This is a genomic window from Bombella intestini (assembly GCF_002003665.1).
Lineage (GTDB): Bacteria > Pseudomonadota > Alphaproteobacteria > Acetobacterales > Acetobacteraceae > Bombella > Bombella intestini.
The window spans coordinates 590539-603892 of record NZ_JATM01000001.1 but is presented as its reverse complement, the minus strand read 5'-3'; the positions used below and the strand labels follow the sequence as shown (position 1 = coordinate 603892).

Below are 13354 nucleotides of genomic sequence, written 5' to 3'. Positions count from 1 at the left end.
TCCTGCAGCAAACAGATTTCGGCGGTAGAGTAACATCTGTAATGAAAGATGTAATCTGAAATATCGAGGCTGAAGCCTGTTTATGTCTTCCTTCGTAGGAAATTTGCAAGACGCCAAGCAATACCTCGTGGGGCTGCTTCAGTCTCGGAGAGGCAGAAACGGTCTTTTGCCCCAGCCGCCCAAGCGAGCAAGCCCGCTGCTGTTGAGAATCCTGCCCAGATGGAAGGATGATCTGATTCCGGTAGACCACGTATGGACGTGGGAGAGCGAACCTGAACGGGACGGTTCAAGATTTCTGCCGCTACAGCATCTATCCCATTGAGTAACGCCCCACCGCCCGTCAGGATGACACGCCCTTCTGCTGGACGACCTAGACCGGCGCCATCAAGCTCATAGCGGAGCATTTCCAGCGTCTCTTCAACACGAGGGGCAATAGCCCGGACGAGGTCGGCCCGGGTGATTTGTCGAACAATATTGCGATGAGAGACAGGGAGGGCGATGGGGATGGAGGTATCATCTGCCGAGGCATAAGCGACCCCATAGAGGGTTTTTAGCCGCTCTGCGGTTTCAAGCTGGATGGACAGGGACTGGGCGATGTCACGAGTGATGTGATGCCCGCCAACCTTAATGTGCCGTGTGTAAAGGACCCGCCCACGGGCAAAGACGGCAAGAGTGGTTGTTCCGGCCCCCATATCGACAACAGTCACCCCTAGGTCTCGTTCATCATGATCGAGCACGGCAAGGCCAGAGGCGAAGGGGTTGGAGAGTAGGTCGACAGCCCGCAACTCCGCTTTACGCAGGACGGCATCCAGCGTGTGCAGGGCGCTTGTCTGAGCATCTATGAGGTGAAACTTGCCGACCAGCTTTTCGCAGCGTTGCCCGCAGGGGTTTAGAACAGTGAGGCTGTCGTCAATATTGAAGCCCAGAGGCATGGCCTGAACAATTCTACGGTCATGCTCGGCAGCGTCATGGCGGGCCTGCCCGTAGAGATGCAGAATATCCTCCTTGATGACTTCCCGCCCATTGGGGGTCATGGAGGTATCAATATGGTAGCTGCGCGGATTGCCGCAGGCGAGATTGACCGTCACGTCCCGAATACGGCGGCTGATTTTGCGTTCCGCATCCCCAACTGTTGCTCGGATGACCCGCTCTAGTTGAATGGTGTCTACGATAGCCCCAGAGTTCACCCCTTCAGACCGCCGCCACCCCCAGCTCAGTACACGCAGGCCGCCATTTTTCAGCCCTTGCCCAATTAGGCAGGTTGTTTTGGTGGAGCCTATGTCCAGAACAGCCTTCAGCCCCGGCGTCCAGACAAAGCCCTGCTGCTCTTCTGAGGGAAGAATGGGAAGAACTGCTCGGTTCTGTTGAAGGATAGCGGGGGAATGCTGAGAGGCGGAGCGGGACATGATGGATCAGTTTTCAGAGGGCGGAGGTACAGGTGGGACTTCCTGATCGGCTCCCGGAGACGTGGTAGGGTGAATGACCATACGGTCGGGCAGGCGCATGTCAATGGTTTTCAAAGGACGGTCTAGGAGCTGATAATCGTGTTGATAGTCATGCAGGCGAGAGAGGGCAGCGGCCTCGGCGCCTTCAGGCAGCATGAGGGTGGTGCCATTCTGCATGAGGATATTCCAGCGTCGCTGCCCAATGCGGATGAGGGCTAAAGTATGGCTGTTAAGATCGGGGAATTGGTCGAGCAGGGTAATGAGGGTATTCGCTTCCAGATTAGCCCCAGCACCGACAACAAGGGGTAGCTTGCGGAACACAGAACTGTTGTGAGCTGTCAGCTCTTGCCGGGAGACGGTATCTCCCTTCTGGTTGATGAGGACGAAATGACCTTCCATCTGCCAGATGGCGATGGGGTTTTTCTCCTCTACCGTTATATTGATGGTATCTGGCAGATGACGTTCGACCGTTGAGTGGTCGATAAAGGGTAGGGCATCAATGCGCTCTCGTGCGTCTTCGACAGAGAAGCTGAAGAGCGAACGGTTCAGCCCTGTTCCTAAGGCTTCCATGATCTCGCTTTCATCAGTCAGATGCCGCCCGGTGATGATGATGTGCTGAATGCGTAGCGGGTCTAATGCTGCTAGGCGGGAGCGTAGGCTGTCGGCTAGCCTGTGTCCTCCTTGGCTGCTCCAGGCCAGCCAGCCAGCACCGGCAAGTAGGAAACAGACCACTCCCAGAATGCTGAGCCGCCGGAGAAATATCTTCTGCCGCTGCCAGAAAAGGGACATGCTGGAAGGACGATCCCCGTAGGGATCGAAAGGCTCTTGAGGGCGTTTTCTGAAGAAAGACACCATGATGTGTTAGCGGTTGTCTGGCAGGGGTACAGGGTGGAGGGAAAGCGGCTGCGCCTGTCCTAGTGCATCCATCACCAACCAATGGCAGAGCAGGGGATAGCTGATGCCACGGGCTGCTGCCTGCTCGGGTAGTAGGGATGTGGCCGTCATACCCGGTTGGGTGTTGACCTCCAAAATGATCAGCTCATCATTGTCACCGTTATAGCGGTAATCCGTCCGGCTGGCTCCCTTGCAACCTAGAGCCTGATGGGCCTTGCGGGCTAGGGTAAGGGCTTGGTCTGTAATGTGTGCTGGCAGGGGAGCGGGAATAATATGGCGGGACCCATTGGCCTGATATTTGGCAGCGAAGTCGTAAAAACCACCGCTTTCTTGTGGGAGAATTTCCGTCACGGCGAGGGCATCATCCCCCAATACGGCGACTGTTAGTTCACGACCGGGAATGAAACGCTCGGCGAGAATCTGAGGGCCGAATGTCCATGAATTGGCAATGGAGCACCGCTGTTCTGCATCATCCTTATGGAGGATATGAACCCCGACGGATGATCCTTCTGCCACGGGTTTCAGCACATAGGGGGCTGCTAATGGTGCTTGCTTTTTCAGCTCATCGGGGGTGATGAGACAGCCGTCTGCTACGGGTAGTCCAGCCGCCTGAAGGGCCATGCGGGTACTGGCCTTGTTCATGGCAATGGCAGAAGCCAGCACGCCGGAATGAGTATAGGGCAGGTCCAGCCATTCTAGAACGCCCTGAATGGCGCCATCTTCCCCACCGGGACCATGAAGCGCATTGAAGACGGCATCAGGCTTGCAGGCTTTTAGGGCTTGAATGGTAGCGGTAATGTCCGGCCCTGCATCAATGGCATGGACATGGTGCCCGGCTTCCTTCAGGGCGGCTATCACGGCCTTGCCGCTGGAGAGGCTGACGCTTCGTTCGCTGGATGTTCCCCCCATCAGTACAGCAATGGAAAGAGGGGTGGAGGTAGGAAGGGTAAATGTGTCTGTCATGCCCGGATGTCTCACTATGAGGAGGAAGAAACAGAGGGAAGAGGGCGGCCCAGCCGTTTGATCTCCCAATGCAAGGCGATGCCGCTTTTATCCAAAACACGGCTGCGGACCATTTCGCCTAGTTTTTCCAGTTCGGTGCTGGTGGCATTGCCCGTGTTGAGCATGAAGTTGCAGTGTTTCTCGCTAATCTGTGCTCCTCCATGCCGCAGCCCCCGGCATCCGGCCGCATCAATCAGCTCCCATGCCTTATGCCCTTCGGGGTTGCGGAAGGTGGAACCACCGGTCCGGGCACGCAGGGGTTGGCTGGCTTCACGGCTAGCACGCATTTCCTGCATCTTTTGCTGGATAACGGCAGGGTCTTCATCGCCATGCGCCTTTAGGCGGGCACGTAGGACGATGCTACCTTCCGGCAGAGAGGTGTGGCGGTACTGCATATTTAGTGCCGAGGCGGGCAGACGCTGGAGCGTGCCTTCATGGGTCAGAATCTCTACCCAGTCGAGCAGGGTGGATATGTCGCCCCCATAGGCTCCCGCATTCATGCAGACGGCTCCGCCAATGGAGCCGGGAATGGTGGAGAGGAAAGCAAAACCGGCCATTCCTGCCCGGGCGGCTGTTTCGGCTACGCTGCTATCTAGTGCGGCAGCTCCGACGATCAAGCCGTCGCCATCCGCTTCAATGTTCGCAAATCCTCCAGCAAGGCGGATGGTCAGGCCCGGAAGGCCACCATCCCGAAGGATGACGTTGGAGCAGGCTCCAAGAACTGTCACCGGCAGGTCGGATGGGCACTGGCGCAGGGCGGTGGCGAGGTCTTCGGCATCCTGTGGGACGAAGAGCCAGTCGGCAGCCCCGCCGGTTCGAAACCAGCTGCGTGTGGCTAAAGGAGCGTGTGCCTTCAGCCGTCCCCGTATATGTTGGAAAGGCGCATCAGCTGTCATGATGCGTCCTTTTTGAGGCTGGCCAGCTGTTCGGGAAGGGCTTGTGCCCAGTGGGTGATGGACCCAGCCCCCAGACAAAGGACATAGTCACCCGGCACCGCTATGTCGGCGATGACACTGGCCAGATCATCCGAGGAGGCGAGGGGCAGGACATGGCGGTGCCCACGGTCCCGCAACCCTTCGACGAGTTGATCTCTCCCAATGCCATCGATGGGGCTTTCCCCTGCGGCATAGACATCTGCCACGATAACGGTATCGGCATCGTTCATGCAGGTGCAGAAATCATTGAATAGTGCATTGAGGCGGGAATAACGGTGCGGCTGGATGACGGCGATGACGTGCTTTGCCCCAGCCTGTCGGGCTGCTTTTAGCACAGCGGCGATCTCGACAGGGTGATGGCCGTAGTCATCAATGATCTTTACGTCATTCCAAGTGCCTGTCAGGGTAAAGCGCCGCTGCACCCCTCGGAAGCCGCCAAGGGCATCGGCGATGACGTGATCGGGAATTTCCATTTCCTGCGCCACAGCGATGGCGGCCACGGCATTGAGGACATTATGGTGCCCGAACATGGGGAGGTGGAACGGTCCGGCCAGACGTTGGCTGTTGGTAGCTCGGTCTGTGATGGTGACGTTGAAATTTACGCCCTGACTATCCGCCCCGGTGATCTCAGCCCGGACATCTGCCTGCGGGCTGAAGCCGTAGGTCACGACACGATGGTCGGAAAGCTGAGGGATCATCTGTTGCACACGTGGATGATCCACGCAGAGGACGGCAAACCCGTAAAAAGGGATATTGGAAACAAATTGCCGGTAACCGGCCTCCATCGCTTCATCGGACCCCCAATGGTCCAGATGTTCGGGGTCCATATTGGTGACAACAGCAATGATGGCAGGGAGGCGGAGGAAGGAGCCATCACTCTCATCAGCTTCTACCACCATCCAGTCACCGGACCCCATACGGGTGTTGGTGCCGTAAGCCTCGATGATACCACCATTAATGACGGTTGGGTCCAGCTTGGCTTGTTCTAGCACACAGGCCACGAGGCTGGTCGTGGTTGTCTTGCCATGTGTCCCCCCGATGGCCACAGCCCAGCGCAGGCGCATCAGTTCGGCCAGCATTTCCGCCCGCCGGACAACGGGAATGAGCCGGGCACGGGCGGCCATGACCTCCGGATTATCCCGCTTCACAGCGGTGGAAATGACAACGACCCGTGCCTCCCCCAGATTGGCTTCATCATGGCCAATATGCACTTGGATCCCCGATTTGCGCAGCCGCTTTACATTGGCATTCTCGGCAATGTCGGACCCCTGAACCTTGTAGCCAAGCATATGCAGTACTTCGGCAATGCCGGACATGCCGATGCCACCAATGCCAACGAAGTGGATCAAGCCAAGATTGAGGGGTAATGCACGCATTAGGGGGAACTCCGGCAGAGGATGGGATAGAGGGCAGATAATCAGGCTTTGATGGTCGTTTCAACCAGGTCAGCCAGTTTTTCGGCAGCACGACGCTGCTGGAGATTGCGGGCACCTTCTGCGGCTCGCTTCAGCTCTTCAGGGTGGTTGAAGAGATAGGTCAGATGCTTGCACAGTGCAGAGGAGGAGAAGTCACGCTGACGGACCATCCAGCCGCCACCAGCCCGCTCCATGGCTTGCGCATTGACGCCTTGCTCATCAGAGGCAGCGATAGGGAGCGGTACGAGGATGGAGGGACGCCCTGCCATAGCCAGCTCTGCTACGGAGGAACCACCGGCACGCCCGATGACGAGATGGGCTTTTTCCAGTTCGGCGGCTACATCGTCAATGAAAGGCGTAACAGTCGCCTTGATGCCGACCTGCTTATAAATGCCGGACAGAACAGGGACCATGTCCGCATGAGCCTGCTGGGTTACATGGAGGCGGAAGCGGAAAGACGCCGGCAAGTTGCAGAGTGCCTGAGGAACAACAGAACTGAAAATTTCTGCCCCCAGTGAGCCACCCCAAACCAAAAGATTGATTGGTTCGTTACTGAACATATTTGGGGTGGTATATTCCGTATCGGCCAGAGCCTCGATGGAGGGACGGACTGGCATACCCGTCTGCATGACCTTCCGGCCTGCTGGCAGGCGAGCGACCCGTGGGTAGGATGTGGCGATGGCATCGCTGAAACGGGCCAGAAGGGCATTGGCTTGCCCTAGGATGGCGTTGCCTTCGTGGATGATGAGGGCGGGGCGTTTGCCTATTTTCAGGCGGCTACCCAGCAGGGGAGGAATGGATGGATATCCACCGAATCCGACCACAGCAGCTGGCTGGTATCCAGCTATGATTTGGCGACCGCCAAGGCAGCTCCAGAGTAGGCTACCTATGCCTTTGAGCTTGTCGAGAGGTTTTTTCCCGGCCACGCCACTGCCTTTGAGAACATAGCGGGGGCAGTGTGCAAACGCACCCAGCGCTGCCCGGGTGTTGCGGTCATCTGTTGCGAGAATGGTCTGATGTCCCCGGCGTTGAAGTTCCGCTCCTAGTGCTTCAGCAGGGAAAAAATGGCCGCCGGTACCGCCAGCGGCGATGAGGATTGTTGCGTGTTTCATCAGATGCGATCCTTTGAGGATGACGTGGTTAGACGGGGGGCTGTTTCCATCGGAGAAGGCTCAGGTGTAAAGGGGCCTGCCTCCATACGATGGCGGGTTAGTGCCAGAACCATGCCAATGGTCAAGGCTACGGAGAGGGCTGAACTCCCCCCGTAGGAAATGAAAGGCAGCGTCATACCTTTGGTGGGAATGAGGTGCAATGATGACCCCATATTGACGAAGGCTTGTAGGCCGAACCCAGTGATTAGCCCGCTTGCCGAAAGGATAATATAGGGTTTCTTCTCTTCCAAAAGGCGGTTGAGCGTGGAAAACACGAGTACAGTGAATATAGCGATGATGAAGAGGCACATCACAAAGCCATATTCCTCACCCGCTACGGAAAAGACGAAGTCAGCATGAGCATCGGGCAATAGGTCTTTCACCCGGCCTTCACCCGGTCCTCGGCCTAGCAGACCACCATTGCCGAAGGCCCGCATGGAGGTATCAATCTGGTAATGATCCCCCACATCTGGGTGGAGAAAGCGTTGCACGCGGGAATGGACATGGTCGAACACCAAATAAGCCACCCCGAAGGCACCCAGAGCCGCTGAGACGAGCATTCCAAACACGACGATGGGGAGGCCATCAATAAACAGCTGGGTGATGAACACCATGCTGATGACTGAAAGCATCCCGATATCTGGCTGAGCCTGCAGCAGGGCGGCAATGACGATATAGACCCCGCAGGCTACTATCCTCCCCGGAAAACGCCATCCGTTGGAGAGCCGCAGGGTATGACGCAGGCTCAACAACAGACCCGTTACGACAGCGAAGCAGGGTTTGAGAAACTCAGAGGGCTGGACAGACATCAGGGGCAGAGCGATCCAGCGTCTGGCCCCTTTGATCTCCATACCGTGGACGAGTGTTAGGAAGGTAGCCCCTAGTGCTACGATTCCTCCCATGACAGCAATTCGGCCAATCATACGGGGAGTGAGCCGTGAGGTTATAACAACGACCGCCCCGGCAAGGGTCAGAAAGACCACCTGCTTGAGGATGAACATGTTCCGGGAAGCCCCGATGCGATGCGCCACGGCAGGGCTGGCAGCCAGCATAAGGATATATCCCAGCGCAATAAGTGCGCCGACACAGCTTAGGCTGACATGGTCGAGACTGCGCCACCATTGGGCTTTCTGAGAACTGTCGGTGCGGTCGGTGAGGGCCATCAGCAGGGTTCCTCCGCACAGAGATGTCGGGCCAATGTCGCAAAGATTGTGCCCCGTTCCTCGAAATTGCGGAACTGGTCAAAACTGGCACAGGCTGGGGAGAGCAGGATAGGTAGAGCCTCCTGCGTCTGGGCGAAGGCCCAAGCGGCACGGGTTGCTTGTTCCAGCGTTTCGCTGATCTCGAAGGGGACACCATGCGCTGCCAGCGTATCGGCCAGCATCGGCGCATCCTGCCCGATAAGAAAGGCTCGGCGTACATGGCCAAAAAGCGGTGCAAGGCTGGCTATGCCGCCTTCTTTGGCGGTGCCTCCGGCAATCCACAGGCTTGCGGGGAAAGCCCGAAGTGCATGGAAGCTGGCCTCGGCATTGGTGGCCTTACTGTCATTGATGAAGCTGATTCCACCAGCTTGAGCTACAAGCTGGAGGCGGTGGTCGAGCCCGGAAAAACTTTTGATCCCTTGGCTGATCTTCTCTTCCGGGAGGCCCAGATGGCGGGCGATGGCTCGGCAGGTTTCGATATTTTGGGCATTATGCTGCCCCGGTAGGAATGGTGCCTCTACCTCTGGCACGGCCTGCGTTATGGCAAGCGTTTGCACCGTAACACCTCGTGCCTCCAGTTGCTGGCACAGGGTCTCTGCCCATGGGGCATTTTCTCCCAGAATGGCAAGATCGCCTTTGGTCATGTTATCAAAAACATGCTCCTTGGCGTCCAGATAACCTTGCATGGAGCCATGCCGGTCCAGATGATCCGGTGTTAGATTTAGGAGAGCAGAGGCGCAGGCGTGGTAGTTCTGTAGTCGTTCCAGCATGTAGGACGACATTTCGATGACATAGACGCCATCATTTCCTAGGGAGGGCAGGGCAAGGGAAGCTGTGCCAAAATTGCCCCCGCAGCAGGCCGGAATACCCGCCTGTGTGAGGATATGGGTTAATAGGGCCGTAGTGGTGGATTTTCCATTTGTTCCCGTGATGGAGACAAACCGTGCCTGAGACCCTGCTTTGCGGGCGACCTGCCAGAGTAGCTCCGCATCTGAGAGAATAGGCACATGTTGTTTCTGTGCCAGTAGAGCTGTGGGGTGCGGTTTAGGCAGGTGGTGGGGGATACCGGGCGAGAGGATTAAGGCCTCCACGCTTGTTAGGTCTGTAAGGGGAGCGAGCGTCAAGCGTGGGTGGGAGGCAAGGGGGGCGGGTAGCTCCGGCTTGTTGTCATCCCATGCTTGCACGGCTGCACCCATATCCAGCAAGGCTTGCACAACGGCAGCCCCGTTGCGGCCCAGACCGCAGACAGCGTAACGCTGACCAGCCAGCAAGGTAGCTGGCCATGCTGTGGGGGAAGGGGATGAGGGTGTCATCAGCGTAGCTTCAGTGTGGCGAGACCACACAGCCCTAGAATGATGGCGATGATCCAGAAGCGGACAACGATCTTCGGTTCTTGCCAGCCTTTCTTTTCAAAATGGTGATGTAGGGGAGCCATGAGGAAGATGCGTTTCCCCGTGCGGCGGAACCAGAAAACCTGAATGATGACAGAGATGGTTTCCACCACAAACAACCCGCCAACGAGGCAGAGGACTAGCTCGTGCTTTACAGCCACGGCTACGGCACCCAAAGCCCCACCAAGTGCTAGAGAGCCTGTATCTCCCATAAAAACTTCAGCCGGTGGGGCGTTGAACCAGAGGAAACCTAACCCAGCTCCAATCAGTGCGGCGCAGAAGATGCTCAGCTCCCCAGTACCGGGCACATGATGGAGCTGGAGGTAGTCCGCAAAGACATGGTTACCAACCAGATAGGCGATTAAAGCAAAGACCAAGGCTGCGATGATGGAGGGAACTGTGGCTAGCCCGTCCAGCCCGTCTGTCAGATTCACGGCATTGCCAAAGCCAGTGATCGTAACCATCGCAAAAAGTGGGAAAATATAGCCCAGATGAAGGACGAAGGTCTTGGCGAAAGGGAAGGCAACAGCGTTGCGCAGGTCGGGTGGTGTAAGGGCTTCCATGGCGATACCGGCGAGGCAGGAGATCAGAAACTCTCCTCCTAGTCGGATTTTTTTGGAAACGCCCTTACTATTACCCTTGGCTAGTTTGAGATAATCATCCGCAAAGCCAATGGCTCCGAACCCTAATGTCGTAAGCAATACAGCCCAGACAAACCCGTCATATAGATCAGCCCAGAGCAAGGTAGAGCAGGCTAGGGAGAAAAGGATAAGGCCACCACCCATAGTGGGGGTGCCTGCTTTTTCTAGTATGTGTCGCTCCGGTCCGAGAGCACGGATGGGCTGCCCCTGCCGCTGAATGCGCTTAAGCTGGGCAATAAAGGGTTTGCCGAGCAGCAAGGAGATCACCAGTGCTGTGAGGCAGGCGCATCCAGCTCGGAAGGTCATGTAATGCAGCAGATTGAGCAGGCCGCCATGGGAGGAAGAAGGTGCAGCAAGAAGGTTGAAGAGCATCAGGCGGACTCTGGGGCGTGGGGTGTTGCAGGTACAGGCTGCTCCAGCAGCGCAATGAGGGTACGCATGTTACTGCCCAGACTTCCTTTTACGAGCAGCACATCCCCGTCTCGCAGGGCGGGTTGCAGTAGGGAGGCAAGCTGGGCTGAAGTTTCAGCATATCCTCCCTGTAGGGAAGGAGGGAGGGCCTCGTAAAGGGATTTCATATGCGAACCACAGCAGAATGTTAGAATATTATGCTTTGTTAATGGCTCGGCGAGGGCACGGTGTTCGGCATCGGCAAATTGGCCCAGTTCCCTTATGTCGCCCAAAGCGGCCAGATGGCGTCCGGCTGGCATAAGGGCCAGCGTTTCGATGGCGGCGCAGATGCTGGGCCCGGAGGCGTTGTAGCTTTCATCCAGCAGTGTGACATTGCCGGGTAACAGACGCTGTTGGCCTCGTCCGGCCTCGGGGAGGAAATGGCGCAGAGCGTTGGCACCAGCTGCTGGGGAGAGGCCCAGTGCAGCGATGACGCCAAGAGCCAGAGCTGCATTGCGAGCTAAATGCGGGCCGGGGGGCTTGAGTTCCACATCGACTTCCCCCTGTGGCGTAACAAGATGGAAATGACTGCCTTCTGCCGTACAGGCGAGGTCTGTTATCTGAACAGTAGCCTGCTCTGTCATGCCCACCTGCCAGAGGGGTGTGCCAGCGGGCAGAGCGTCCTTCAAACGGGCAAGACCCTGCGAATTCTCCGGGCAGAGGGCCATGCCAGAGGCGGGCAGAGCGGCAAAAAGGGTAGCTTTTTCTTTCGCAATGGCGTCTATGCTGCCCATATGGCCCAGATGGGCGTTACCGATGGTAGAAATAACGCCGATATTCGGTCGTATCTGGGCGGCCAGTGGGGCGATCTCACCAGGGTGGTTCATGCCTACTTCACTGATGCAAAAGCTGGCTTCTTTTGGCAGGCGGGCGAGTGTGAGAGGCACGCCCCAATGGTTGTTGAAGGACGCCACGGAGGCATGGACCTGCCCGTAAGGTACGAGGGCTGTAGCCAGCATGTTCTTGGTGGTTGTTTTGCCCACACTGCCCGTGATGGCGATAACTTTGCCGGTGAATTGGCTACGTCTGTACCGCCCCAAATCTTCCAGTGCCCGCATGGTGTCATCGACTTGTAGCAGGCGGGGGTCATCTGCCAGACCAGCTTCGGCGATGGCGGTTTTATCATGGGCCATCACGCAGCTGGCTCCGGCCTCAAGTGCCTGCTTCAGATAGCGATGTCCGTCCGAATTATGACCGATCAGAGCAATGAAAAGATCGCCGGGCTGTAGAGTGCGTGTATCGATACAGACACCATGAACCTTCACCTCACCGGGAAGCTGGCCTTGTGTGGCGTCACGCAGTTCTTGGCTGGTCCAGAGGGTAGGGCTGGCAGGCATCAGGCAAGCTCCTTTGCGAGGGTAGCGGTGATGGTGCGGTCATCAAAGGGATGCGTCTCCCCTTTGATGATCTGGCCAGTTTCATGGCCTTTCCCGGCGATGAGGAGAACATCGCCTTCTTTTAGTCCAGCAAGGGCGGTCTGGATGGCCTTTTTACGGTCACCGATCTCTTTTGCTTGCGGGGCTGTGGCGAGGATTTCGGCCCGGATGGTGGCGGGATCTTCGCTGCGGGGATTGTCATCGGTGACGATGACTTCATCAGCAAGATGGGCGGCAATTTGCCCCATGAGAGGGCGTTTGCCTTTGTCCCGGTCTCCGCCCGCCCCAAAGACAACAATCAACCGCCCGCTGGCATGAGGGCGCAGACTGAGCAGGACATGTTCCAACGCATCGGGCGTGTGGGCATAATCTACATAAGCGCAGGCCCCGTTGGGTAGGTGAGCAACAGGCTCACAACGACCGGGCACGCCTTTCAGTTGTGGCAGAAGGTTGATGATGGCTTCGGCTTCTTTGTCATCATCCCAGCAAAGGGCCGCTGCCAGTAGGGCATTTTCTGCCTGAAACCGCCCCGGTAACGGGAAATGTAGCGAAGGCAGGGTGCGGCCATGTAGCTGAAGTGTTAGATCCATGCCCTGCGGGGTGGGGATAGCCTCAACAATGCGGATGGTCTTTCCCGTTGCCCCGACCGTACGGAGGTTCAGTTTCCGGCGTGTAGCAATCTCACAGAGGGCTTGATAGCTTTCGCCGTCCATATCGCTATTGAGGACAGCCAGCCCCCCTTCAGGCAGTAGTTTCTCGAATAAATGTAACTTGGCGTGTCGGTAGGCTTCCAGCGTGTGGTGATAGTCCAGATGGTCCCGTGTGAGATTGGAGAATGCGGCGGCTGTGATGGCAACACCATCTAGCCGGTGTTGTTGAAGCCCATGTGAAGAGGCCTCTAGTGCCACATGATTGACGCCATGAGCCTTGAGGGCAGCGAGCGTGTTGGCAAGAGTAACGGCATCTGGTGTGGTTAGGGAAGGCAGAGGGGGAAGGCTGACATCACTAATAAGCCCCAGAGTGCCGAGACTAGCAGCTTTTTCATGGCGTAGTTGATGGAGCTGTCGGAGAAAATCTGCCGTACTACTCTTGCCGTTTGTACCGGTAATGGCAGCGATGTGCTCCGGCTGTGGGCCAGCTAGGAGAGCCGCAGAGCGAGCTAGAAAACGGGCCGGGTCGGGCAGTGTGATGATGAGGGCTGTGTGACCATTTTCCGTTTGCTGCGATGGATAGTGCTGACCTGCCTCTTCGGCCTGTACGATCGCAGCAGCACCTTGAGCAACGGCGAGGGGGATGAAGTGGCGCCCATCCTGCTTCGTGCCTTTTAGGGCCACAAAAATGCAGCCTGTTCCTACGTTCCGGCTATCAGCTGTGATGCTGGAAATTTCCGGGTCGTGAGCGAAGTTTGAGGTAAGACCATGGTGGTGGAGCAGGGAGGAGAGTTTCATGGGT

Annotated in this window: 11 protein-coding genes; all 11 read right to left on the bottom strand. The window is 57.2% G+C overall.

All coding sequences use genetic code 11. The annotated features are described in order from the left end of the window. Positions 1–80 precede the first annotated feature (80 nt). From ftsA to AL01_RS02750, 11 genes are read right to left on the bottom strand one after another with little or no spacing between them, the layout of a single operon-like run. Positions 81–1406 carry a cell division protein FtsA gene (gene ftsA / locus AL01_RS02800; RefSeq protein ID WP_077395714.1) on the bottom strand — a complete coding sequence of 442 codons (1326 nt, stop codon included), beginning with the start codon at positions 1404–1406 and terminating at the stop codon, positions 81–83. Positions 1407–1412: 6 nt separating this feature from the next. Continuing rightward, positions 1413–2300: a cell division protein FtsQ/DivIB gene (locus AL01_RS02795; RefSeq protein WP_077395713.1), complete on the bottom strand. Its 888-nt coding sequence runs from the start codon at positions 2298–2300 to the stop codon at positions 1413–1415. Positions 2301–2306: 6 nt separating this feature from the next. After that, on the bottom strand, positions 2307–3302 hold the full coding sequence (locus tag AL01_RS02790) for a D-alanine--D-alanine ligase (protein WP_077395712.1): 996 nt from the start codon (positions 3300–3302) through the stop codon (positions 2307–2309). Positions 3303–3316: 14 nt separating this feature from the next. Continuing rightward, positions 3317–4237 carry a UDP-N-acetylmuramate dehydrogenase gene (gene murB / locus AL01_RS02785; RefSeq protein ID WP_077395711.1) on the bottom strand — a complete coding sequence of 307 codons (921 nt, stop codon included), beginning with the start codon at positions 4235–4237 and terminating at the stop codon, positions 3317–3319. Continuing rightward, the gene (gene murC, locus AL01_RS02780; RefSeq protein WP_077395710.1) at positions 4234–5652 is read right to left on the bottom strand and encodes a UDP-N-acetylmuramate--L-alanine ligase; all 1419 of its coding nucleotides are present in this window, start codon (positions 5650–5652) and stop codon (positions 4234–4236) included. Before murC ends, murB begins: the two co-directional genes overlap by 4 nt. Positions 5653–5693: 41 nt before the next feature. Further along, positions 5694–6803 (bottom strand): undecaprenyldiphospho-muramoylpentapeptide beta-N-acetylglucosaminyltransferase, encoded by a 1110-nt coding sequence (gene murG, locus AL01_RS02775; RefSeq protein WP_077395709.1) that lies wholly within the window; start codon positions 6801–6803, stop codon positions 5694–5696. Then, a complete protein-coding gene (locus AL01_RS02770; RefSeq protein ID WP_077395708.1) occupies positions 6803–8005 on the bottom strand; it encodes an FtsW/RodA/SpoVE family cell cycle protein in 1203 nt (400 codons plus the stop codon). The genes murG and AL01_RS02770 overlap by 1 nt, the downstream gene beginning before the upstream one ends. Continuing rightward, positions 8005–9357, bottom strand: coding sequence for a UDP-N-acetylmuramoyl-L-alanine--D-glutamate ligase (gene murD / locus AL01_RS02765; protein ID WP_077395707.1), 1353 nt, complete (start codon positions 9355–9357; stop codon positions 8005–8007). Before murD ends, AL01_RS02770 begins: the two co-directional genes overlap by 1 nt. Beyond that, a complete protein-coding gene (gene mraY / locus AL01_RS02760) occupies positions 9357–10448 on the bottom strand; it encodes a phospho-N-acetylmuramoyl-pentapeptide-transferase (protein WP_077395706.1) in 1092 nt (363 codons plus the stop codon). Before mraY ends, murD begins: the two co-directional genes overlap by 1 nt. After that, on the bottom strand, positions 10448–11863 hold the full coding sequence (locus tag AL01_RS02755; protein ID WP_077395705.1) for a UDP-N-acetylmuramoyl-tripeptide--D-alanyl-D-alanine ligase: 1416 nt from the start codon (positions 11861–11863) through the stop codon (positions 10448–10450). The genes mraY and AL01_RS02755 overlap by 1 nt, the downstream gene beginning before the upstream one ends. Continuing rightward, the gene (locus AL01_RS02750) at positions 11863–13350 is read right to left on the bottom strand and encodes a UDP-N-acetylmuramoyl-L-alanyl-D-glutamate--2,6-diaminopimelate ligase (protein ID WP_077395704.1); all 1488 of its coding nucleotides are present in this window, start codon (positions 13348–13350) and stop codon (positions 11863–11865) included. The genes AL01_RS02755 and AL01_RS02750 overlap by 1 nt, the downstream gene beginning before the upstream one ends. Positions 13351–13354 lie beyond the last annotated feature (4 nt).

Coding starts and splice junctions, on each gene's coding strand:
- murC (WP_077395710.1), bottom strand. CDS start 5,652: ATGCGTGCATTACCCCTCAATCTTGGCTTGATCCACTTCGTTGGCATT.
- murB (WP_077395711.1), bottom strand. CDS start 4,237: ATGACAGCTGATGCGCCTTTCCAACATATACGGGGACGGCTGAAGGCA.
- AL01_RS02750 (WP_077395704.1), bottom strand. CDS start 13,350: ATGAAACTCTCCTCCCTGCTCCACCACCATGGTCTTACCTCAAACTTC.
- ftsA (WP_077395714.1), bottom strand. CDS start 1,406: ATGTCCCGCTCCGCCTCTCAGCATTCCCCCGCTATCCTTCAACAGAAC.
- AL01_RS02795 (WP_077395713.1), bottom strand. CDS start 2,300: ATGGTGTCTTTCTTCAGAAAACGCCCTCAAGAGCCTTTCGATCCCTAC.
- AL01_RS02790 (WP_077395712.1), bottom strand. CDS start 3,302: ATGACAGACACATTTACCCTTCCTACCTCCACCCCTCTTTCCATTGCT.
- AL01_RS02770 (WP_077395708.1), bottom strand. CDS start 8,005: ATGGCCCTCACCGACCGCACCGACAGTTCTCAGAAAGCCCAATGGTGG.
- mraY (WP_077395706.1), bottom strand. CDS start 10,448: ATGCTCTTCAACCTTCTTGCTGCACCTTCTTCCTCCCATGGCGGCCTG.
- murG (WP_077395709.1), bottom strand. CDS start 6,803: ATGAAACACGCAACAATCCTCATCGCCGCTGGCGGTACCGGCGGCCAT.
- AL01_RS02755 (WP_077395705.1), bottom strand. CDS start 11,863: ATGCCTGCCAGCCCTACCCTCTGGACCAGCCAAGAACTGCGTGACGCC.
- murD (WP_077395707.1), bottom strand. CDS start 9,357: ATGACACCCTCATCCCCTTCCCCCACAGCATGGCCAGCTACCTTGCTG.